At 45.7% G+C, this 23,050-nt stretch carries 21 protein-coding genes; 5 read left to right on the forward strand and 16 right to left on the reverse strand.

Annotated elements, in window-relative coordinates; translation table 11 throughout:
- Window positions 1-49: 49 nt before the first annotated feature.
- The 3 genes from ric to NIASO_RS08480 are packed head-to-tail and all read left to right on the forward strand — an operon-like array spanning window position 50 to window position 2,629.
- Window positions 50-760, forward strand: a complete 711-nt coding sequence (gene ric / locus NIASO_RS08470) for an iron-sulfur cluster repair di-iron protein (RefSeq protein WP_008584387.1) — start codon at window positions 50-52, stop codon at window positions 758-760.
- A gap of 21 nt (window positions 761-781) precedes the next feature.
- Window positions 782-1,372, forward strand: coding sequence for a Crp/Fnr family transcriptional regulator (locus tag NIASO_RS08475; protein WP_008584386.1), 591 nt, complete (start codon window positions 782-784; stop codon window positions 1,370-1,372).
- Window positions 1,373-1,378: 6 nt separating this feature from the next.
- On the forward strand, window positions 1,379-2,629 hold the full coding sequence (locus NIASO_RS08480; RefSeq protein ID WP_008584384.1) for a hypothetical protein: 1,251 nt from the start codon (window positions 1,379-1,381) through the stop codon (window positions 2,627-2,629).
- Window positions 2,630-2,719: 90 nt separating this feature from the next.
- Here NIASO_RS08480 and NIASO_RS08485 read toward each other — a convergent pair whose 3' ends face one another.
- From NIASO_RS08485 to NIASO_RS08560, 16 genes are all read right to left on the reverse strand, one after another.
- Window positions 2,720-3,169: a CopD family protein gene (locus tag NIASO_RS08485; RefSeq protein ID WP_008584382.1), complete on the reverse strand. Its 450-nt coding sequence runs from the start codon at window positions 3,167-3,169 to the stop codon at window positions 2,720-2,722.
- A gap of 12 nt (window positions 3,170-3,181) precedes the next feature.
- Window positions 3,182-3,949: an ABC transporter permease subunit gene (locus NIASO_RS08490; RefSeq protein WP_008584380.1), complete on the reverse strand. Its 768-nt coding sequence runs from the start codon at window positions 3,947-3,949 to the stop codon at window positions 3,182-3,184.
- Entirely contained in the window at window positions 3,946-4,656 is a 711-nt protein-coding gene (locus tag NIASO_RS08495) for an ABC transporter ATP-binding protein (protein ID WP_008584378.1), read from the reverse strand. Before NIASO_RS08495 ends, NIASO_RS08490 begins: the two co-directional genes overlap by 4 nt.
- Window positions 4,653-5,906, reverse strand: a complete 1,254-nt coding sequence (locus NIASO_RS08500) for a nitrous oxide reductase family maturation protein NosD (RefSeq protein WP_008584376.1) — start codon at window positions 5,904-5,906, stop codon at window positions 4,653-4,655. The genes NIASO_RS08495 and NIASO_RS08500 overlap by 4 nt, the downstream gene beginning before the upstream one ends.
- On the reverse strand, window positions 5,896-6,927 hold the full coding sequence (locus tag NIASO_RS19930; RefSeq protein WP_008584375.1) for a nitrous oxide reductase accessory protein NosL: 1,032 nt from the start codon (window positions 6,925-6,927) through the stop codon (window positions 5,896-5,898). The genes NIASO_RS08500 and NIASO_RS19930 overlap by 11 nt, the downstream gene beginning before the upstream one ends.
- A gap of 283 nt (window positions 6,928-7,210) precedes the next feature.
- On the reverse strand, window positions 7,211-9,199 hold the full coding sequence (gene nosZ / locus NIASO_RS08510) for a Sec-dependent nitrous-oxide reductase (RefSeq protein WP_025298814.1): 1,989 nt from the start codon (window positions 9,197-9,199) through the stop codon (window positions 7,211-7,213).
- A 47-nt stretch (window positions 9,200-9,246) separates the two neighbouring features.
- A complete protein-coding gene (locus NIASO_RS08515; RefSeq protein WP_025298815.1) occupies window positions 9,247-9,741 on the reverse strand; it encodes a c-type cytochrome in 495 nt (164 codons plus the stop codon).
- A 96-nt stretch (window positions 9,742-9,837) separates the two neighbouring features.
- On the reverse strand, window positions 9,838-11,214 hold the full coding sequence (gene hemN, locus NIASO_RS08520; RefSeq protein ID WP_008584367.1) for an oxygen-independent coproporphyrinogen III oxidase: 1,377 nt from the start codon (window positions 11,212-11,214) through the stop codon (window positions 9,838-9,840).
- Between the two features lie 191 nt (window positions 11,215-11,405).
- A complete protein-coding gene (locus NIASO_RS08525) occupies window positions 11,406-12,110 on the reverse strand; it encodes a sulfite exporter TauE/SafE family protein (protein WP_008584364.1) in 705 nt (234 codons plus the stop codon).
- A gap of 4 nt (window positions 12,111-12,114) precedes the next feature.
- On the reverse strand, window positions 12,115-12,552 hold the full coding sequence (locus tag NIASO_RS08530; RefSeq protein ID WP_008584362.1) for a FixH family protein: 438 nt from the start codon (window positions 12,550-12,552) through the stop codon (window positions 12,115-12,117).
- A gap of 366 nt (window positions 12,553-12,918) precedes the next feature.
- Complete coding sequence (ccoG, locus tag NIASO_RS08535) at window positions 12,919-14,337, reverse strand: cytochrome c oxidase accessory protein CcoG (RefSeq protein WP_008584361.1); 1,419 nt, start codon at window positions 14,335-14,337, stop codon at window positions 12,919-12,921.
- Complete coding sequence (locus tag NIASO_RS19665) at window positions 14,334-15,455, reverse strand: cbb3-type cytochrome c oxidase N-terminal domain-containing protein (RefSeq protein ID WP_008584360.1); 1,122 nt, start codon at window positions 15,453-15,455, stop codon at window positions 14,334-14,336. The genes ccoG and NIASO_RS19665 overlap by 4 nt, the downstream gene beginning before the upstream one ends.
- A 36-nt stretch (window positions 15,456-15,491) precedes the next feature.
- Window positions 15,492-15,656 carry a hypothetical protein gene (locus NIASO_RS08545; RefSeq protein ID WP_008584359.1) on the reverse strand — a complete coding sequence of 55 codons (165 nt, stop codon included), beginning with the start codon at window positions 15,654-15,656 and terminating at the stop codon, window positions 15,492-15,494.
- Window positions 15,657-15,674: 18 nt separating this feature from the next.
- The gene (gene ccoN / locus NIASO_RS08550) at window positions 15,675-17,804 is read right to left on the reverse strand and encodes a cytochrome-c oxidase, cbb3-type subunit I (RefSeq protein WP_008584358.1); all 2,130 of its coding nucleotides are present in this window, start codon (window positions 17,802-17,804) and stop codon (window positions 15,675-15,677) included.
- A gap of 9 nt (window positions 17,805-17,813) precedes the next feature.
- Window positions 17,814-17,969, reverse strand: a complete 156-nt coding sequence (ccoS, locus tag NIASO_RS08555; protein WP_025298820.1) for a cbb3-type cytochrome oxidase assembly protein CcoS — start codon at window positions 17,967-17,969, stop codon at window positions 17,814-17,816.
- A gap of 70 nt (window positions 17,970-18,039) precedes the next feature.
- Window positions 18,040-20,454, reverse strand: coding sequence for a heavy metal translocating P-type ATPase (locus tag NIASO_RS08560; protein WP_008584357.1), 2,415 nt, complete (start codon window positions 20,452-20,454; stop codon window positions 18,040-18,042).
- A gap of 290 nt (window positions 20,455-20,744) precedes the next feature.
- On the opposite strand from NIASO_RS08560, the gene NIASO_RS08570 reads away from it, so the two are divergent.
- On the forward strand, window positions 20,745-21,965 hold the full coding sequence (locus NIASO_RS08570) for a PAS domain-containing sensor histidine kinase (RefSeq protein WP_008584355.1): 1,221 nt from the start codon (window positions 20,745-20,747) through the stop codon (window positions 21,963-21,965).
- An 11-nt stretch (window positions 21,966-21,976) separates the two neighbouring features.
- Window positions 21,977-23,035: a response regulator gene (locus tag NIASO_RS08575; RefSeq protein WP_008584354.1), complete on the forward strand. Its 1,059-nt coding sequence runs from the start codon at window positions 21,977-21,979 to the stop codon at window positions 23,033-23,035.
- Window positions 23,036-23,050 lie beyond the last annotated feature (15 nt).

Consider the following 23,050-nt stretch of genomic DNA (forward strand, 5'->3'; position numbering starts at 1 on the left):
ACAAAAAGGTATTTATTTATTTTTTCTATATACTACAAAAAACAATATCATGAATATTACCCCACAAACCATTATTGGAGCATTGGTAGCACAAGACTACCGTACCGCCCCGGTTTTTAAAAATTACGGAATTGATTTTTGCTGCAAGGGCAATCGCACCATCGCGGAGGCTTGTGAAAAAAAACGTATTGCTTTAGACCCGTTAATTGACACACTGAACAATGCCGCACAAACCGTTAGTGCCTCCACACCAGATTTCAATGCGTGGCCACCGGATCTGCTGGCAGACTATATTGAAAAAAAACATCATCGCTATATTTCCTCCCGTACCCCGGAAATTATACCTTTTCTGAATAAGCTCGCCCGTGTACATGGAGACCTGCATCCGGAACTTATTGAACTGGACCAGTTATTCAACGAGTCTGCATGGGATCTTGCCGCGCACTTAAAAAACGAAGAACAGATCCTGTTCCCTTACATCCGGAAAATGGTGGAGAGCGGGCGCGCCACAGCTCCCTTCGGAACGGTTCAACACCCCATTGAAGTAATGCTTTACGAGCACAACAACGAAGGCGAGCGGTTCCGCAAAATGGCTGCACTTACAAATAATTATACGCCGCCTGAAGGCGCCTGTAATACTTATAAAGCAACTTTTTCCCTGTTAAAAGAATTCGAAGAGGACCTGCACCTCCATATTCATTTGGAAAATAATATCCTGTTCCCAAAAGCATTGTTGTTGGAACAAAGTCTTTGTAACTGATTTTAAAACTCATCCCCAATCATGCAAATAGCGTATTCGATCCTGGCTGGTTATGGAGCAATAACTCAAAAGATCAACAAAGGTGAATTTGTTTTTTTAGAAGGCGCCCAACCCTTTTTCTTTTACCAGGTACTGGAAGGAGAAATAAGATTATACAGCAGCAGTTCAGAAGACCGGGAGTTGACACAGGGGATCTTCCGTGACGGCGAGACATTCGGGGAACCGCCCCTGTTGCTGGGCAAACGGTACCCAAGCACAGCCGAAGCCAGTAAGAACAGCACGATCATAAAAATCAGGAAAGAAAATTTTTTAGCCCTTTTAAAGGATCACCCGGGTTTATATGAACGGATGTTGTACCATTTTGCAGGACGAATTTATAATAAGGCAACCACTGCGCAAATATGGGTGAACCAAAGACCGGAAGAAAAAATTCTTCGCCTGCTGAAAAAAATAAAAGGGAAGAGCTCCTGCCCACAACAATGGTGCGTTCCTTATACACGCCAACAAATAGCCGACCATACCGGCTTAGCCGTTGAAACGGTTATCCGAACACTGTCGCGCATGAATAAAGAAGGAAAGATCAAAATCTTTAAGCACAAACTTTATTATTGATTTTTTATGATTCCCTTTACCTTAAAAAGCTGGTTCAGGACTGGCCTGGTAAGCCTGAGCCTTGTGGCGCTCTATGGAGCCCTGATGCGCTGCAAAATAGCATTTGCCCTTCCGTTGCTGCAGCAAAAGAACCTGTTGCATGCACATTCGCATTTTGCCTTTACGGGATGGATAAGTCATTGCCTGTACTGCGGCCTGGCGCTGTTACTGGCCCCCTATTTGCCAGGCAATCAGCAAAAAAAATACCGCCTGCTTATTTCTCTCAATATGCTATTTGGCATGGGCATGCTGGTGGCGTTCACCCTTGAGGGCTATAAAGCCATATCCATAGTATTTTCAACGCTGACCATTTTTACAGCCATGGCATTTGCGGTTTGCTTTATAAAGGATGCCGGGAAATTGCCGCCGGAACATGCCGCAAAACCCTGGGCGATTACAGGGTTATTGCTGAATGTTCTTTCCTCAGCCGGACCTTTTTCGCTGGCATATATGATGGCCGGCAAAAATATCAATACCGATTTTTACCTGGGATCTATTTACTACTATCTCCATTTCCAATATAACGGGTGGTTTTTCTTTGGCACTATGGCGCTGGCAGCGCCCTGGTTAAAACAACGGATCCCTTCATTAAACTACTATTACAAAATCTTTTGCTTCACGATTATTCCCACCCTGTTCTTATCGCTTCTGTGGATAAAACTTCCTCTTTGGCTGTATGGTATTACGGTTGCGGCAGCAATAGCGCAACTCACTGCCTGGGTGCTGCTGCTGATAAAAGGGTGGCCCATCATCCGGCAACAATTCAGTAGAAGCTCCGGCACCTGGGTCACTATCTTTTTTTACACGGCAACCCTGGCAATCACCCTGAAAATCCTATTGCAGGCAGTGTCTGCTATCCCAAGCCTGAGCCAGTTGGTATTTGGTTTTCGTCCGGTCGTAATTGCCTACCTGCATTTGGTGCTCTTAGGTGCCTATAGTTTATTTTATATTGGGTTTCTATTTTCCAATGGTTTGCTGATCATAACAAAAACCGCCAGGTGCTGTGCGCTGCTTTTCCTATCCGGTGTTGTACTCAATGAACTTTGCTTAACCCTACAGGGAATTGCCGCGTTTATTTACAGGCCCGTTCCGTATATTAATGAACTTTTATTCGTGGCTGCCTTAGTTCTTTTGACTAGTATAGTGCTTCTTACCGGAACTCAACTAATCAAAAATAGTCCACGCAAAATGAGCAATCCAGTTCAAACAGGTTTTTGAAAAATACACAGGCAGCCTTTTTCAAATTATTGTGGGGATATAACGTATCGAGGTTTTACCGCTATCTGTTCAAACTCAAATTGCGTTGTATCAGATCCCCCCATATCGAATAAATGATCCCAGTACCAGCATCGCCAACGCAATTAGTGTTACCAAAACTACGTGAACGGCCATTTCATTGAGCCGGGCAGCGGATTGTTTCAATGTTGGGATCACGCGCAACTGAGCGCTGAGCGCTAATACCACTGTCAACAACAACAACAGCAATTTTACGGAAACAACCCGCTCCAACGGCGATGCAAAAGAAAACCATTGGCTCGGGTATACACCAAATTGCAGCGCCATCCAAATACCCGTACCTACCAGCAGCACTAAAGCAGGCATTCCCAGCGGCTCAAAACTTTTTTCAAACCGCAACAGCGGGCCGGCATCCTTACTTTTTAATACGCCGGGCAATACACAAAGGCAAACATATAAATGGCCGCCCACCCAGATGGTTGCCGCCACCAGATGTATAATTAACAATAAATGATGGTTCATATCAGCAAATTTTTACAGATCCTTTTTCTTAAACCTTCGTAACGAAAAATAAAAAGGCATCACGACCCAAAAGAGCAGCAACAAAAACGAAACGCCCAACCCTCCGCTACTTCCAAAAAAATTTTTAAACACGGCCCCGGTATAGCCCATCATAGCCGACACATCCAGGCGCAATAAAATCAGGATCCTGCACAGATCTATGGGACTTAAGGCACTTAATAATACAACCATTTTTTCTATCGGGTAATCGGCGAATTGAAAGAATAAGAACAATACCAGGCCATCAAATAACAATGCAAAATACAGCCACAACAATATAGATACACCAATACCTTTGGCCTTATCGCGGGCAATAACAGCACTCAAAAAGGCGATCGCCACAAAAATCACCGAAAGCAAGGAGCCCGACAATAACATAATCAATGCCGTACCAACATCGGCATACACCAGCAGCGGAATGCCCACCCCGGTCAAAAAGGCCATCACCATGCTTAGCGACAGCCCGGAAAACAGCGCCCGCCAGATAGCACTGCGCCGAACCGGCTGACTTACCAGCAGCTCAATAAACTCCCCGCTGTTGTATACGTAAATAGTAGCAAACAACACCGACATTAGCGGCACCGTTAACAACACCAGGTTCAAAACCGTAAGCACCCCCTTCGCCGCATTATCTTCCAGTCCAAATGCGCTCCAGGAAAACAGGGCCAGCATAAGCGTATAGGCGATGATGATCTTATTCTTTAAAATGTCGATCACCACATATTTCAATATTCGTATCATGTCGCTACATTTTTCAATAAATGAACGATAGACTGCGCGAGACTGTTGGCTCCTGTATCGCTTTTCAGAGCTGGCGCGCTCTTATGCAGTATTAGCTTCCCTTCCTGTAAAAACACCACATGACTTACGAGATCCTCCAACTCGCTTAAGATATGCGAGGTGATCAGGATTAAGCGCCCGGCATTCCGCTCCTTAATTATTTTTTCTTTTAACAGGTCAGCGGCAACCGGATCCAGTCCCGCTGTGGGTTCATCCAGGATCAACACCCGCGGGCGAAACAGAAAAGCCAGGAGGGCACTTACTTTTTGGGTAGTGCCCCCGCTCAGCGTCCGCATTTTCTTTTGCAAGATCCCTTCGATTTCAAATTGGTCATAAAGCTCCAGGTCCAACGCCGTTTCATCGCTACGGATCCCTTTGATCATATTGAGTACCTGACCAACAGTCATATGTTCAGGATAACGCCCTATTTGCGGCATATAGCCAATTTGCCTGCGGTAAGCATCTTCGTTACGCACATCTTTTCCTTTAAATAAAACAGTGCCCGCATCCGGTCGCACCATACCCAGTATGGTTTTTATCAATGTTGTTTTGCCACAACCATTCGGGCCAATGAGCGCTATACATTCACCCGCGCGCAGTTGCAGGTTCACCTTATCCAGGGCCTGCAGTTTTCCAAACCGTTTACTGATATCTTTTATGGTTATCATAATATATAAGGGCGCATCTTTGGCCTTTTATCAACAAAATTATCCGGCGTCAGGCTAGGTATTATTTTTTCCGTTTTGTCCAGCAGGCTGATCATAAAACTGCGGTATAATAACATTGCCGGCGGGTTCTTTTCAACAATAACCGAATACAGGCTAAGCGGATGACAGGGCACATCGCCCAGTCCATCCTTGTTTAGATCGTACCCTTCATATTTATCCCAGTAATTCCCCCAAAACTGATTCAGTACCAGGGAGCCGTTGGTAGCTACATCAAAAGTATTTCCCTGGAAATTATTGTGCCTGATAGTATTATCCGTACAGTTTGCCTGTAACCGCATTCCCCAGCCATTGTTCCTTAAATTGTTTTGTTCGATCATAATGCGGCTGCAGCCGTCAAAAAAAATGCCGGTGGTATTGCGCACAAAATTATTCCCCTGCAAATAGCAATCCGACAATTCCTTAAACAGTACCCCGTAAGCGGCATCGCCCCAGTTCGCCTCAAAAGTATTATTGATCATCACCACTTTTTTCGTAAACATTACTGCCACGCCAGCCCCGTTGTTTTTAAAGTAATTGGTGATATAGGCGTTCTCATGGGAAAACATAAAATGCAGTCCATAACGCAGGTTGTCCTGCGCTATATTCCGCCAGATGACCGAATGGGTCACAAATTCAAAATAAATACCATCCCGGTGCCCGGACACCTGGTTGCCGATGATCCGGAGACTATCACTCTTCCAGCAATGAATGCCGTTGCCCGATTGACTTTCCTGTACCTGCGAAGCCTGAATACGATTATTCCGGACCTCACAATTAGTTGCATATTGCAAGTAAATTCCAAAATAATTATCCAGCAACGTGTTATTTTCTATTAACACCTGCGCCGCATCATATACTTTAATGGCGCCCGGATCGCTCATAGCGGCGCGGCCAGACCGTTGAAGCGTGAGCCCCCGGATCACAACATGGCTACTCTTAACAGACAGGATCTCATACTTTAATTCGCCGTCCAGCACCGGCTGCCCTTCGCCTGTAAGGCATATGGCCTTATCAATTATAATATTTCCCTCTTTATAAATACCCTTATATACTTTTATAGTATCTCCATTATGGCTTGCTACAAGCGCCGGTTTTATCCCCGAATAAGGCTTGCCCGCACCCACTTCCAGTACCGTAGCCGCTATATTCGTGTATACCAGCATAGACAGCATGTACCAGCAAATGATCCGTAGATATTTATTAGTGTTCATGATTCTCTTTGGCACTTGCCATTTGTTTCAATTGCTCCCAATCCAACACGGCAGCCTGATAGCCTGCAGCTTCCTTTACCGCGTCGTCTTTCACCGGAAATGCCGCTATATTGCCTCCCATGGGGCTTTTCAGCGCCTCATTTTGAATAAACCAGGCGGTTGTTGCGTCTGCTAACACGTTATTCTTTTTAAAATCAGCCACATAAAATTTCCGGATATTTTCATCTCCTTTTTCCTTTACATAATGCAGCATGCAGCCCATATCATCAAACTTATACACCCTGCCATTCCTGGTAATAAGTTCTGCCACAAAGCGCCCGTCGGATATCGTCATTTTACAAAAATCGCAGGCATCTTTATTTAGGAGAACCGGCTGCGGAGTAGTATTCGTGCAGGAAGAAAACAAAACGGCTATTGCAAGAATGGACATCGCAGGCGTATAGAACTTTTTCTGTTTCCGTCCCCGGCCTTCTTTCAAAATGGCAATCAACAATAAAATACCCGCTCCCACAAACAGCCAGCCACCAATATCAGGAACGGAATAAGCGCCAAAATTGAGCAACTGTTTAAACCCAATCAACGGCGGCTGATAGGTCATGCCCGGCACTTTAATAGCTGCATTAGTATCCAGGTTATGCCCGTAATCGTATTCCCATTTCCAAAAATCAGCCATAGCAATCACGCCAAATAAAACAAAGGCGCCAAATACAATATTCAATACTTTTCTTTTACCGGTAACAGCCGCCCACGCAAACAGCAGGATATAAAAACAAATAATATAGGGCAACAGTGTAAACTCTATAAAGTCCTTGCTGTGCAATGTTTTCATGCCTATGTAGTGGTTCAGTCCATTGATAATATCGATATCCCCCGCGATCTTATTTGCCCATATCTGCAGCCGGAGCCCTTCCGGGTATTGCGGGGCATCCAGGTAAATGCTCCAGATTGGTACAAATAATGACAGCAGCAAAGCAACGGCCGCTGCAATGATTAACACTCTTGAAAGAAATGCGATTTTCATGATTTGTTTTTTGCTCTCACAGATTACCCAGATTTACACAGATTAAAAAACCTTCTGTAAGAATCCGTGGCATCTGTGAGCCATATATTAATGCGCTCCTATTGTTCCTCTCGTTTTTTTGCTCTCACAGATTTTTTTGCGCCAAGCACGGTAAATCATAAACGACTCACATATAATCTTTCCCGCCTTTCCGTTTTTCCGGCAAACATTCCATGAGCAAATAAAAGGCAACCAGTTTTCTCAAACGGCTGCCTTGATATATGGAAATTTGGCTGACGATGTTCTATTGGACAGCAGGCGCCGCGGGTTTATTCTTATTACCCAGGCTATAGGAAATGGGCACATTGCTTCCCTTGGGAGAAACGCGCACATACCCCGACATTTCCTGGTGCAGCGCCGAACAGAAATCAGTACAATAGATCGGGAAGATCCCGGTGCGATCAGGGGTCCATTTCAATGTTAATGTTTCGCCCGGCATGATCAATAATTCCCCGTTTGCAGCACCTTTCACTCCAAAACCATGCGGCACATCCCAATCCTGTTCCAGGTTGGTTACATGAAAAAATACTTCATCGCCCATTTGCACCCCTTCAATATTATCCGGGGCAAAATGCGAGCGCACCGCGGTCATATACACATGCACCTGGTTGCCCTGTCGCACCACCTTTGATTCCGCCTCGCCCTTAGTTACATAAGGATTTTTATTGGCGTTGATATCAAAGATCTTCAATTGCTTTTCCCTGATCAACGCTGCCGGCACCGCCTGTGCATAGTGCGGCTCGCCAATAGTCGGGTAGTCGAGGATCAACTGCATTTTATCGCCGCTGATATCAAACAACTGTGCACTTTGTGACAGCTCCGGCCCAGTTGGCAGGTAGCGGTCTTTTGTAATTTTATTATAGGCCACTAGGTACTTTCCAAAAGGTTTTTTACTGTCGCCGCCCGGTATCATCAGGTGCCCCACAGAATAATAAGTGGGCTGCCGGTCCAGCACTTTCAGGTCTTTAATATTCCATTTAACTACTTCGGAGGATACAAAGAAGGACGTATACGCATTTCCTTTGCCGTCAAACTCAGTATGCAAGGGCCCCAGGCCGGGTTTCTGTACTTCACCATATAATGCTGCCTCATATTTTATTACGGGTATCCCCGAATATTTTTCCGGCTCAAAGGCTTTATCCGCTATAGCTTTTTGAATTTTATCAAAGCTAAATACCGGCAGCAGGGCGGCCAGCTTGCCACTGCCCACAATATATTCACCGGAGGGATCCACATCGCAGCCATGCGGCGATTTTGGACAGGGAATAAAATAAACCAGGTCAGGGAACTCCGTAATATCCAACACGGTTACCTCATTTTCCATTTCGGATTTTGCGGTATGGGTGGTCTCATCATACTTGTTATGTGCATATTTCACTGATTGCTTTTTGCCCTTTCCTGCTTTTACATATTCCTCTGCTTTCTTCCAGTTCACCGCCATGATGAAATCTTTATCCCGCTGCGAGGCGTTTACTTCCAACAGGGTGTTGGCCTGTTCTGTATTATAAGTACTGAAGAAAAACCAGTCGTGCGACTTTCCCTTACCCGCATGGGAAAGGTCAAAGTTCACCCCCGGTGTTTTTAGCTGAAACGCAATTTTCATCTCGCCATTTGTTTTGTCGACGCTCACAAAGCTGATATGGCCTTTAAAATTTTCTTTATAGGAGCTGATCGGCACATCCCCATTGACATCATCCGGCGGTACGCTGAAACGGGTGCCTGCTACTATGTACTCGGAGTTTTCGGTACTAAAAGGTGAACTGTGATTGCCGGCGCTGTTGGGCAGTTCCAGAATTTCCGCAGTGCGAAAGGTCTTCAGGTCCACACGCGCCAGGCGGGGAGTGTTGTTACCGTTTACAAACACCCATTTCCCATCCGCTGTACCATCCGTCATCGACATTTCCACATGGTGCAGATCATCCCAGGGCACAAAGCCGTGCGACGTATTGAGCATGGGTTTCGTTTCTTCACTATACCCCCACCCTTTTTCCGGGTCAACAGAAAATACGGGGATCACCCGCAGTAAACGACCGCTGGGTAAGCCATATACACTTAGTTGTCCGCTGAACCCTCCCGATACAAAATTGTAAAACTCATCGTATTTGCCGGGCGCCACATAAACTTTTGATGCTGCATCGGCACTTACTGCATTGCCTACTCCTCTGGGTTTACAGGACGCGGCAAGCAATACGGCCACAGTCAATACGCCGGCCATTAATTTTTTAGTAATCATAAATAATCAGTTATGATGTGCATTGAAATTGATTTACCAACGGCCCTTTATTTGGCACCATCGTTCTGCCGCATAAATTCTACGATATTGCGGGCATCCTCATCTGTAAGATTCTGATTGGGCATTCGCACCAGGCATATTTCCAGTTGCGCCTGCACTTTAGGATCTTTATCGATCATCGGATCCGGATTGGTAATAAAGTTCATGATCCAATAAGGCTTATGTCTTTCGGTAACGCCTTTCCAGCCGGGCCCTACTAATTTTTCCCCTGTTGTTTTATGACAGGAAAAACATTTTGTCTCCGCAATGGCTTTTCCTTTGCCGGCCATTGCCGCATCTAGTGCACCAATGGTAACATTGCTTTCACTGAATTTTCCTTCCCCGCGGTTCGGATCATAAGAACCCGTCGCCGGTGCTGCAGGTGTTTCCGTTTGCGGAGCGGCGGAAGTAGCTGATTTAGTATCGGGGCTTTCTCCACCGCCACAGGCAGTTATCAATAAAGCTCCTACAATGCTCATGGCTGCGATGATTTTTTTATTCATATTCGTTCAGTTTGATTTGACCAAAGGTAGTGTGGTACACAAGTCCGGTTTTATGACTGAGATCATAAGGAATCATGATCTTTACTGTAATAAACATCAAATGGCCTTGCTAAATAATTCATTATTATCTGAAAGAGTACGCCGCTGCAGATAGAGGTCGAAGGCGCTACAGATCGTACGGATAAAATAATGTCCCATTGGCGTTACCTTAACTCCTTTCCGGTCATAAATAATCAGCCCATCGTTCTGCAATTGAGAGAGCAACGGAAAAGAAGACTGTTCCAGTATTTCAAGATCTTTTACATCAAAGAGCGTACCTGCCTTACAGGAAATGTCTTTAATATAGCGCCTGAAGGACAAATCTTCCTCACTAAGAAAATAACCTTTTTTTACGGCTGGTTGATTCGTGTTGATAGCATTATAATAATCATGCAGGTTCTTTTCATTCTGCGCAAAGGCATTCCCTATATCGCTTATAGCTGATACGCCCAAACCAAGAAGGAAGGAACTGTTCTGAATAGTATACCCCATAAAATTACGATGAAGCGTGCCTGCTTCCCGCGCCAGGAATAATTCATCATGCGGCAACGCGAAGTGATCCATACCAATATCCTGGTAACCGCCTTCCAGCAACAATTTTTTGCCTTCCAGGTAAAGCTGCATTTTCTCCTCCGGCGCAGGCAATTGTGTTTCGTCAAACAGCCGTTGCATGCGGCTGGTCCAGGGCACATGTGCATAGCTGTAAAAAGCAACCCTGTCTGGTTGCAACGCCAGCACCTGTTCAAAAGTGGTTTGTATCCCTGCCAGCCGCTGCAGGGGTAATCCATAGATAAGATCAAAATTAACAGAAGTAAAGCCCTTTTTTCTTGCTTCGTCTGTTGCCCGCTGCACATTAGTTAAAGGCTGTATGCGGTTGATCACCCGTTGTACTTCGGGATCCATATCCTGCACACCATAACTGATACGCCGGAACCCCAGGGATGCCAATACCTCCAGGTGTGCCGGCGTGGTGTTATTGGGATGCCCTTCAATACTAAATTCATAGTCCGGGTGCGGGGTGCAGTCTCCAAGTATTGTTCTCACCAGCCGTTCAAGGTTTTGCGGGGAGAAGAACGTAGGAGTGCCGCCCCCTAAATGGAGTTCCCGGATTACCGGTGTTTGCTGCATCAGGCTCCGGTATTGTTTCCATTCTTTGGCGATAGCCAGTAAATACGGTTCTTCTACGGTATGATTGGTTGTAATTTTTTTGTTGCACCCACAATAAGTACACAAAGATTCGCAAAAAGGAAGGTGAATATAAAGGCTGATGCCGTTATGGTTATTTTCAGCAGCAAATTGTTCTCTAAATTGCTCCATCCATTGGCCCGGCGAAATATGGTCCTGCCAAAACGGAACGGTGGGGTAACTCGTATAACGGGGTACGGGCTGATCATATTTTTTTATTAAAGAGGGGTCTATTATTATTTGGTTCATGATGACCCAAAGCTACCACTTGCATAGCGCGAGAGCCATGATTGCGATTAGTGGCGATGGAGACCTTCATCAGGCAACCAATGATATTTACTTAAATAGAGGTGTAAACATCATAGGGATCAACCTGAATGGATTACAAACACGCCGCTCCGGCCGGAGTCAAAAAGATAAATAGCACCTAGTATTAAGAATCAGGGATGGCACATAATTTTCTCAGCAAGCGGACGCCCCGAAAAAGCAGGACTTACATAAGGGATCCCGAGATTCAATCCCCGCAGGATCATCAGGCAGGCAATAAAGGCTGTAAACCAGGGCAGCCCCCTTTTCAATTTGTTTCGGAGCGGGAAGGATAGCTTATGCCCGGCGAGCATTAACAAGCCCATCAGCGGAACCGTTCCCAAACCAAAAGCCGCCATTAATAAACCGGATTGCAAAGGGTTTCCAATGACCAATGCTGTGGCTATTGCCATATAAACCATTCCACAAGGCAAGAGACCATTCAACATCCCAATTACAAAAAAAGTAACCGGGCGTTTTTCGCCCAAAAGAAAATAAGACAATGCCCTTTTTATCCGTTGCTGAAAAAAAGCCCCCGGGCCGGTAGGAGGCATATACTTTGCTCCCAGTAACAGTAACAACATTATTGTACCAACGGCGATTGAAAGCCATTGCTGATAGCCGGTTATGCTGATACCCCGCCCCAGCAACCCCAGCAATACACCCAGACTGACATAGGTAGTTACCCTTCCTGTGTTATACAGCAATGCACCCTTAACGCGTGCGAACCTGCCCGGGCCATTTATTGGCAGGGAAAGCGCCAGCGGGCCGCACATGCCAATGCAATGCAAACCGGCAGCCATGCCCATTCCTAACCCTATAATGATTGCGGCTATCATTCATCTAATGAACCAAAAAACTTTCTTCCTGATAATACGTTAGCCCTTTATTCACCCATTGTACCCGTACTTTGTACCACCCTTTTTGCATGCCTTTAACCGGCAAGGCATGAACAGCAACTTTGGTATGATCCAGGCTAATGTTCCGGTCGCTTTTGCTATCCGATAATTTTAAGAACGAAATGGTTCCCTTGTTAATATCGCCGGACAGGGCTGGAGGGAAAAGGACCCGCAGGCTATCAGCCGTTTCCACAATAGTAACGCTGCTACCGATAGCATGGAGGCGTTGCTTTGCATCGATGATGCTTTGATACGCCAGTTCTTTTTCGTAGTAATTCGTGTCAATCATTTCATTGGTTTGCAGTATTGCTATATAGACCATAGTGGTCATACCTGCTAAAAAGATCCCCATTACTATTATTATCCTGTATCCCCAGCTCATGGTACGAAAGTTTTTAGTTATTAGTGTTATGTTAATTGCAAAATGGCATGTAATATCGGAAAACGATAAATGTGCGCTATTCACTATTCAATGTTGTTTTCTTAAGCGCTTGATTCCGGAGAATGTAGAATAAGGAATATTAAATACAAAATGTAAACGGGCATTCTTTTAGTAACATTCAATGTTCGTGTTTTTTGATATTTTTTTTATCGTGGTAAAAACACCTGAACCTACAGCCCTTGGATATTTTATATTACTTCACTATTCACCTCTCACTTTTCACCTTTCACTATTGACTTAACACTAGTTATTCGCTATCAGTTCTTCGTAATAACGAAGCTTCTCATCAACTGATTTCATTCTTACTTATATAAACGGCCCCAGAAATGTCGATTGCACTTTCGTCATTTTTGCTCCATTAATATATACCCCAACATTGATATTGGAAGACCTTGACCGGATGGCTGTTTTTGGAATAATGATAAAGAACGTAACCGTATTGATGCTTTCCGGTTTTAAACGGTCATGGCCGGTATCTACCATCTTAATCGTTCCCGGAATGGCGCCTTCTACTTTTAACTGATACTGTACTTCTTTTTTTGTTTTGTTGATCATTTTTGCCTGGAACAGGTTTGATAACGAATCGGCGCCTACCTCCTGGTACAACTGACCTTTCACCCGGGAAACAGTAGTATCTATACTTTTACGTGAAAAAACAAGGGTACTGATAATCCCCATTAAAAGCACCAGTACAACAGAATAAAATTTCATTTTACCGTTGAAATGGAAGGGCAATTTTTTGGAGATCTGGTTTTCTGATGCCATGCGGATCAGCCCCAGGGGGCGATTAATTTTCAGCATTACAGAATTGCAGGCATCAATACAGGCCGTGCATCCCACACATTCCATCTGCACTCCGTCGCGAATATCAATACCCGTAGGGCATACGCTTACACAAAGTTTACAATCCACACAATCGCCTAAATCCTGCTGGCTGTTTTTCTTCAGTTTACCCCTCGGCTCCCCCCGGTTATAGTCGTAGGACACCTGCATGGTATCCTTATCGAATAAAACGCCCTGCAGTCTGCCATAAGGACAAATAGTGGTGCATACAATATCCCTTACAAATGCAAAAACAAAATAGAACAGCAGCGTAAAGAACAGCAGCCCGGCTAAAATGCTCCAGCTTTCGGCAATGGGTCCGCGGATCAGGCGCCACACTTCCTGTACGCCCAATATATAAGAAAGAAAAGCATGCGCTACCAGAAACGATACCAACAGGAACACCGCATGTTTTAACGCCTTCCTGGCAAATTTATTTGCATTCATTGGCGCTGCGTTCAGCTTTTTCTGCTGGGCCGGCGTTCCTTCGATCCACCATTCAATTTTACGGAAAACGAATTCCATAAAGATAGTTTGCGGGCATATCCAGCCGCAAAAAACACGACCATAGATAACGGTGAAGAAAGCGATGAAGACGATCAGCACGATCATCGCCACAGCGAAAATGATAAAATCATCCGGCCAGAAGATCTGGCCCAATAAAACAAACTTCGCTTCGGGAAAATTTAACTGCACTGCGGGAAGCCCGCTGATGGTAATAAAAGGAAGTGCAAAGAATAACCCCAGGTACACAAAAGCCAGCCATTGCCGGTATTGATACAATTTCCCCCCGGGTTTTAAAGCATACACCCATTTACGTTTGCCCGTTTCAGTAGTATTACTGTGCCGGTCGCGAAAACTATCTCCTGCTTTAGCAGGACCAATAGGCTCTGTTTCCATCATTTTACTTTTTGTGCTGTGCTGTCTTTATTCCCGGCTGCCGCTACAGGGGCATCCTTGTATAGCTCACCCTGTGGCGCCTTAGCTCCTGCCGGGTTGGTACCGTGAATAGATTTGATATAGCTGGCGATCTGGGCGATCTGTTCTGCTGAGAAAATATCTTTCCAGCTCATCATTCCTTTTTCCACCACACCGAACTTGACGGTATGAAAAACATTCCCGATAGAGCCCCCATGCAGCCAGTAATCATCTGTCAGGTTAGGCCCCACACCCCCCTGCCCCGCATTGCCATGACAGGCCGTACAGTTGTTCATAAAAAATTTCTTACCCGCCTCAATTCCCGCTGCGTCAAGCATGGTAACCGTGTTTTCATTAACAGCATCTCCTTTGGTCTTCATATAGGCTGCCACCTGGAGGTTGCCTTTGGTTACCGCAGCTTCATATTCTTCATATTGGTTCAGTCCGGAATGGACTACCTCATAGCGCCAGAGATAGGCAAGCCCAAACAGGATGGAAGCAATAAAAGCGATGGAAAACCAGGCTGGTACGGGGTTATCCAGCTCCCGGATGCCGTCATAACTATGGCCCACATCCAGTGTATGCTCCTCCTCTATCGGCTTAAATTTATTAACACGGCCCCACCACGATGAAGCGCCTTTAAACAGTTTTTTCTTTGCCTCGGCTTTTTCCTGCTGCAGTTCCTCGATACCGGTAAAAAAACGGATCCAGTAAATGAGCACAAACATTACAATAAACTCCAGCGTTACTACTCCTATCAGAAAATAACGCAATAAGCTTGCATCCGAAAAAGGATTCGCGGCCGGCGGCGCCGCCTCTTGTCCAAATACCTGTAAGGCCCCGGCTGAAGCCATGATCAGCAGCAGGGATTTCAGTATTCTTTCACCGGGCTTTTTCAGCCCTTTACGTTTCCGGTAAACATCAGTGGAAGCTATCAGAATATATCCAAGTATCCCTATTACCAGTAACAGCAGCACAGCAATAATAATCAGCAAGGTGTTTACATCCAGGGTAAACGATGCAGCACCCGGAGGCTGACCTTGCGCCAGAAGCGGAATAGTGGTCATTAGCAGCGATTGATTTTTTAAGTCAGGTCGTTTCATTTAAATTTCTTTAGTTGTGATCAGATAGCATTCAGATCATTCATCGTCCAGCGGCAATTGTTCCATCCGGGAGATCGTTTCCCTGCTTACTTTTAGTGCATAGACCACTACAGACGTGAACAGCACGGTAAACAACACTAGGGATATCATTGGGTAAACCCCAACGCCGCTTATTTTTTCCAAGTAATTAACAAATTTCATAATCGGGGTATTTATTTATCAGGGTTGTTGCTGCGCACTGCCTTCCGCCTTGATATCAGTGCCGAGGCGCTGCAGGTAGGCAATAAGTGCAATGATCTCCTTATTACCGGGGATGCTTATTTTCTCCTTTTTTAGCCGGCCGCTTATTTCATTGGCCTGGCGTTTCAGATCCTCCACAGCTACTGCTTCATAGCCCTCTTTGTAGGGAACTCCCAATTTGCGCATGGCATATATCTTTGAATTGGTAGAAGCCTCGTCTAGCGCGTCATCGAACAACCAGGGATAAGAAGGCATTACAGAACCGGGCGCCATCGATCGGGGGTCCAGCATATGATTAAAATGCCAGCTATCAGGATATTTTCCGCCGATACGGGCCAGGTCTGGCCCGGTGCGCTTACTGCCCCATAAGTGCGGATGATCATATACATATTCTCCCGCTTTGGAATATTCGCCATAACGCGCCACTTCATAACGGAAAGGGCGGATCATCTGGGTATGACAATTATTACACCCCTCTCTTACATAAATATCGCGCCCCTGTAATTCAAGCGGTGTGTAGGGCTTTACGCTTGCAATAGTGGGAACATTTTCTTTCACCAGGAACGTAGGTACCATTTCAACAAATCCGCCAATAGCCACCACAACAAGGCTTAAGCTCAGCAATAACAACGGCCGGCGCTCGATCCGAGCATGCCAGTGCGATTGCGCCGGGGCCCTGTAGCTCTTTTCCAACGGTGCGGCACTGGCTTCCTCACTTGCAACGAATGTACCTTGCCTTGCGGTCTTGACCAGGTTATACACCATCAGCACAACGCCGGTAAGATAAAGCGAGCCTCCGATCGCCCGGAGTATATAAAAAGGCACTATGGATTGTACCACATCTATAAACTGGTATTGCAACTGCCCTTCCGGTGTAAAGGCAGACATCATAAAATAACTTCTAAAGGCTGCCCAGTACATGGGCACGGCGTACAGGATCATACCAAAAGTGCCGATCAGGAAATGCGTGCCCGCCAGTTTGGTAGAATGCAGTTTGGTGTTGAATAATCTTGGGAAAAGCCAGTATAACATACCGAAGGTAAGAAAGCCGTTCCAGCCCAATGCGCCGATATGCACATGCGCAATGGTCCAGTCGCTGTAATGCGAGATGGCATTTACATTTTTCAGCGAAAGCATAGGGCCTTCAAAAGTGGCCATTCCATAGCAGATAACGGCCACCACAAAAAATTTCAGCACGGGGTCCTCCCGAACCTTATCCCAGGCGCCCCTTAACGTAAAGAGCCCGTTCAGCATACCTCCCCAGCTCGGCAACAGCAGCATCAGGGAAAGGGCCGTGCCCAGTGACTGAGCCCATTCGGGCAATGCAGTATTTAAAAGGTGGTGCGGGCCAGCCCATATATAAATAAAGATCAGGCTCCAGAAATGGATGATGCTTAACCGATAGGAATAAATAGGCCGGTTAGCGGCTTTGGGAAGAAAATAATACATGATCCCTAAAAATGGGGTGGTTAAAAAGAAGGCCACCGCATTATGTCCGTACCACCACTGTACCAGCGCATCCTGGACCCCTGCGTACCAGGAGTAGCTTTTCATAAATGAAACAGGCAGCTCCAAAGAATTTACAATATGCAGCATGGCTATCGTAACCCAGGAGCCGATAAAGAACCATATGGCTACATACAGGTGCCGCTCCCGCCGGGTAAGGATGGTGCCCATCATATTAATACCGAACAGTACCCACACGATGGTTATAGCCACATCTATTGGCCATTCCAGTTCTGCATATTCTTTTGAAGAAGTATAGCCCAACAATAATGTGATGGCGCCGGATACAATGATGAGCTGCCAACCCCAAAAGTGTATCTTGCTGAGCAGGTTGCTCCACATAGGTGTTTTTAACAGGCGGGGCATCGAATAATACACGGCGGTGAAAATCGCATTTCCCACAAAGGCAAAAACCACCGCGTTGGTATGCACCGGCCGGATCCGGCCAAACGTGGTATAGGGCAAGCCCATATTCAATGCCGGAAAGGCCAGTTGAAATGCAGCAAAAACACCCGCCATCATACCTATAACGCCCCAGGTGATCGTGGCAATGGCAAACAGTTTTGGAATCCGGTTATCGTAACTAAATTGCTGTAGTTCCATACATTCTGGTTATTTATTTTTTTGTTTTTTCTCGTCAAATAAAATACGGTGGGGCGGTGAGTACTCATCTTCATACTGTCCATCTTTTATGCTCCACAGCAATCCTGCCAGGAACAGAAGGGCAATCAACAAGCTGCCAATGGCGGTTATGATAATAATGCTCATTATAAAAACAAAGGTCCGCGGAAGCCACCGCCTGTAGGATGACAACCGGCAGTGGCCCTACTGATATCGATCATGCGTTAACAGGCTTTAATTTTCTCCCATACCATTCGGAAAGAAAAAGGGTAAGCAGTATAATACTTACCGAGCTCAGCGGCATCAGCAGCGCTGCAACAACCGGCGAAAGCTGCCCCTGCAGCGCAAAATATAAACCCACGATATTATACACTATAGATACCAGGAAGGCGACACGCACCACGTTCCCGGATTTTTTTGCCAGGTACAATATCTGGTCCAATTGCGTTACAGCAGCGCCGTCCAGGATAGCATCTGAGGCGGGGGTAAAGGTTTTAGCGCTTTCCGAAACGGCGATCCCCACATCGCTCTGTTGCAATGCACCGGCATCGTTCAGGCCATCGCCCACCATTAATACTTTTTTCTGGTTACGTTGTTGCAAGAAACAAACGGCTTCATATTTATCGTCTGGCGACTGGTAAAAACGGATGTCGGCATCAGCGCCCAGCAGCTCCTGCAGCCGGGTCAGCTCCGCATTATTATCCCCCGAAAGTATAGATACGGTGCCCTTTTGCTGCAATCGTTTCAAAAAGGAAGCCATATCCCCCCGGTAGCTGTTCTGCAACTCAAAAAACCCGATCGTAGCGCCATCAATTTTAAGAAAGACCCGCGTGGCATTCATCGCTTCCGTGTCTGGCTTGCCTAAAACAAAAGAGCGACTGCCGATCTTCAAATGCCGTTCTGCAATCCAGCCTTCAATCCCTTTGCCCGGCTGGTTCTTAAAATGCTTTACGGGAGTGCTATTCCGGGTGCCCAGATAAGCAGCCACTGCCCTGCTTAGCGGATGGGTGGCATGTTTAAGCAACGAAGCCGCCCAGCAGCATTCTTCGTCTGTTAGCGGGCGGCCCTGGTACATTACAGTAAACCCATTACTATTGGTAATAGTTCCTGTTTTATCCAGGATAATGTGGTTAATATCCGCCAGCGAGCGGATAACACTGGCATTTTTTAAATAGAGGCCTGCTTTTTTATACATCCGCAGCACATGGCCATTCGTAAAAGTAGCGGCGAGCAACAGGGCACAGGGGCAGGCAACAATGAGGGTTGTGGTAAGCACGCGCCATCCGGCGCCGGCATTACCATTTAAAAACCAGTAAAGCGCGCTGCCGGCCGTCAGCAGCAATACCGCCAGGGTAAAATAGTTGCTGGTTTTATGCAACCGCTCGTGCTGCTTTTTTTCTTTATCCGGAGCCTCTTTATTCCAGAGGTTTGCAAGGTATCCCTGGTTGGAGGGCTTTAAGACCATTAATTCGAGACGCTCCCCTATTTGCCTGCCTCCTGCATACAAAACAGCGCCCTGTTCTACAGGTTTGGCAAGGGTTTCACCGGTTACAAAACTATAATCAACCATTGCCTTCCCCTGCAACAACAGGCTGTCGGCAGGAATGATCTCCTGATCGTACACCTCGATAATATCGTTCTTTTTCAGCGCACTGATCGGTGTCGGCATTATCCTTTCCCCTTTTATCAGGTTTACAGATATCGGAAAAAAGGAACTATAGTCCCTGTTGAACACCAAGGATCGCTGTGTTTTTTCCTGGGCCCAGCGCCCGATCAGCATAAAAAAAACAATGCCGCTTAAACTGTCAAAATAGGTGGCCCCATCCAGAAAAAACAAATTATAGCAACTCCTGGAAAAAGTAAGCAGCAAGGCCAGGGCGATCGAAAAGTCGATATTCAAGCGGGCTGTCCTGAGACCGGCCCAGGCATTTATAAAGAATTCCCGCGCCGAATAAAAAAACACCGGCAGTACCAGCAACAAACTAATATACCGGAAAACATGTCCTATTCTTTCTTCCAGGTAGCCACCCAGGGAAAAATATTCGGGCAGGCTTAACATCATGAGGTTGGCAAAACAAAAACCGGCGACGCTGATGGCCAGCGTGCGCTTGTTTTTTATTGGCCGGGGTTTGTCTTTTGGGTGGGTATTCAGATCCAGGCAGGGCTCATAACCAATCATCGTCAGCGTTTCCACTACGTTCCGGAGTGAACATTTTTTATTATCAAAAATGATAAAAACCGTTTTTTCAGAAAAATTCACCCGGGAAGTAAGAATACCGGGCTGCATTTTCCCTATATTCTCCAACAGCCACAAACAACTGCTGCAATGCATATACGGGATACTGAAAGTGGCGTGTGTTTGCTGTTCGTCGGAGAAAGACACCAGGCTATTTATTATTTCCTCCTTTTCAAGAAAAGCAAACCGGTCTTTCCGCGGCAGCCGGCCCTGCGGTTTTCCCGGATATTGGTTCAGATCGTAATAAGCGCAAAGATCTTTTTCGCTTAAAACCTCAAATACCATCCGGCAGCCGTTGCAGCAAAAAAAATTGCCCTCGGCCTGTATCCCTTCATCGGGACAAAGGTCTCCGCAATGATGACAGTATATTTTAGTATGGACTTCTTTTTCAATCAAAAGTTACCTTGCTTTATAGAATGCCCAAAACTCGGGCTGTTTGCATTTTTACAAAAGGGATTCAATCATATGGCAACATGATTGACATCAGGACCGGGGGGGAACATAATACCAGATACTCGATTAGAGGTACCCGATCCTGATATTTAATATCCGGGATCCTCTGTTGCGCCAAACGACAAACGGCACCCGCGGAACCAGTAACCTGTAACTTGCAGCCAGCATCCGTATCCTGCAAACATTTGCTCGTAATTTCCATTTGTTCTATATTTAAAACCTATTAGACATGTATGAGTACTGCAGCACAAAAAGGCCAGGACAGTTATCGCTATGAAGCGTTTTTTAATCAGGCTTCCGTTGGCATTATTATAGTAAACAGTAAGGCAGCCATTCAATCGGCCAACCCGTTTGCCTTAAACCTGTTCGGGTATACCTTGAATGAACTGCTGCAACAGTCGATCGAAGTTTTGATCCCGATGCGGTACCATACCAAACATGTTACCCACCGTACTACCTATGCGCATCACCCCAAAAGCAGGCCCATGGGTGTAGGCATGGATCTGTATGCCATAAAAAAAGATGGCAGCGAATTCCCGGTGGAGGTTAGCTTAAGCAACTACAATGACGCCGGGGAAGAGTTTGTGATCGCGTTTGTCAACGATATATCCATACGAAAGAAAGCCGAGGAAGAGATCGAAGAATTGAATAACAAACTGGAATTTACGGTAGAGCAGCGTACGAAGGAACTGAAGGTGGCTATGGACGAATTGAAAGAATCAAAAGATGAGCTTTCGGGCTTGCTGGAACGGGAAAAAGAATTGGGGGAACTGAAATCGAAGTTCGTATCCATCGCCTCACATGAATTCAGAACCCCGTTGAGTACTATTTTATCCTCGGCCTACCTTATAGAAAAGTATACAGGCGCCGGCGCAGATGACCTTTCCAAGCGGGAACGCCATCTGCAACGGATTGTATCTTCCGTACAATTGCTTACCGATATTCTGAACGATTTCTTAAGCGTTGGCAAAATAGAAGAAGGAAAAATACAGGTCCGGCTTTCTGATTTCAATATCCGGGAGGTGATCCTGGGCGTTGCCCGCGAGATGGAGATCAATTTAAAAAAAGAGCAACGGTTTGTTTACAACCATGAAGGACGGGAGGAAGTGCACCTCGACCCTTCCCTGTTAAAACATATCCTTATAAACCTGCTGTCCAATGCCAGTAAATTTTCTCCGGACAATGGGTTGATCACGATACGAAGTACTGTGGATGACAGTTCCGTATTGCTCTCCATTGCTGATAAGGGTATTGGCATTTCACGCGAAGACCAGCGGCATTTAACAGAGCGCTTTTTCCGCGCCGCCAATGCAGGAAACATCCAGGGCACCGGGTTAGGTCTGCATATTATTTCAAAGTACACAGAGCTCATGAACGGTTCTATACAATGTATAAGTGAACTGGATATGGGCACGGAGTTTATCATCAGGTTTCCCAACAATACCACAGTATAAAAGCATAAATAATGAAAACGATTTTATTGATTGAAGACAATGACGACATCCGGAATAATACGGCTGAAATTCTCGAGTTATCCAATTACAACGTCATTGCTGCGGAAAATGGGAAAACAGGCGTGGAAAAAGCCATCGAGCACACCCCGGATCTGATCATCTGTGATATTATGATGCCCGTTCTCGATGGCTATGGGGTGTTGCATGCACTGCATAGAAATGAGACCACCAAGAATATTCCTTTTATTTTTCTAACAGCAAAAACAGAGCGCAGTGACTTACGGAAGGGAATGGAACTGGGCGCAGATGATTATATCACCAAACCTTTTACCGGAACGGAACTACTGAATGCCGTGGACGGCAGGTTAAAAAAAATGGACCTGCTCAAACAGGACTTTGCTGCCGGGCTGGAGGGGTTGCAGCAATTGCTGAAAGCATCTGACAGCAAAGCGGCTTTAATTTCTTTAACCGAAGATCGCAATATTAATAGATACCGGAAAAAACAGGTTATCTATTCCGAGGGCAACCATCCCAGCCGGTTGTATTATGTTTTAAAAGGAAAAGTAAAAGCCTATCGGACCAACGACGATGGCAAAGAATTGATAACCGAACTATTTAATACAGGCGATTTTTTAGGATATGTAGCGTTACTTGAAGGAACTGCCTATAAGGATACAACGGAAACACTGGAGGATACAGAATTAGCCGTTGTGCCTAAAGAAGATTTTGCGGAATTAATTAGCAACAACAGTGCTGTGGCACAAAAATTTATCCAGATGCTTGCGAAAAATGTATCGGCGAAAGAAGAGCAACTGCTGCGACTGGCCTATAATTCTCTCCGTAAAAAAGTAGCAGATGCGCTGCTGCTGCTTGAAAAAAAGTATCGACAAAACAATGAAGAGCATTTTGTTATTATCATCAGCCGGGAAGGCCTTGCTTCTATTGCCGGAACGGCGACCGAATCCCTGATACGTACACTGAGTGATTTCCGCAGCGAGAAACTGATCGACATTAAATCCGGGGGCATTGAAATTCTCAATCATAAAAAACTGGAAAACCTGCTCAACTAACACTGACCCTTGGTT

This window comes from Niabella soli DSM 19437 (assembly GCF_000243115.2).
Taxonomy (GTDB): domain Bacteria; phylum Bacteroidota; class Bacteroidia; order Chitinophagales; family Chitinophagaceae; genus Niabella; species Niabella soli.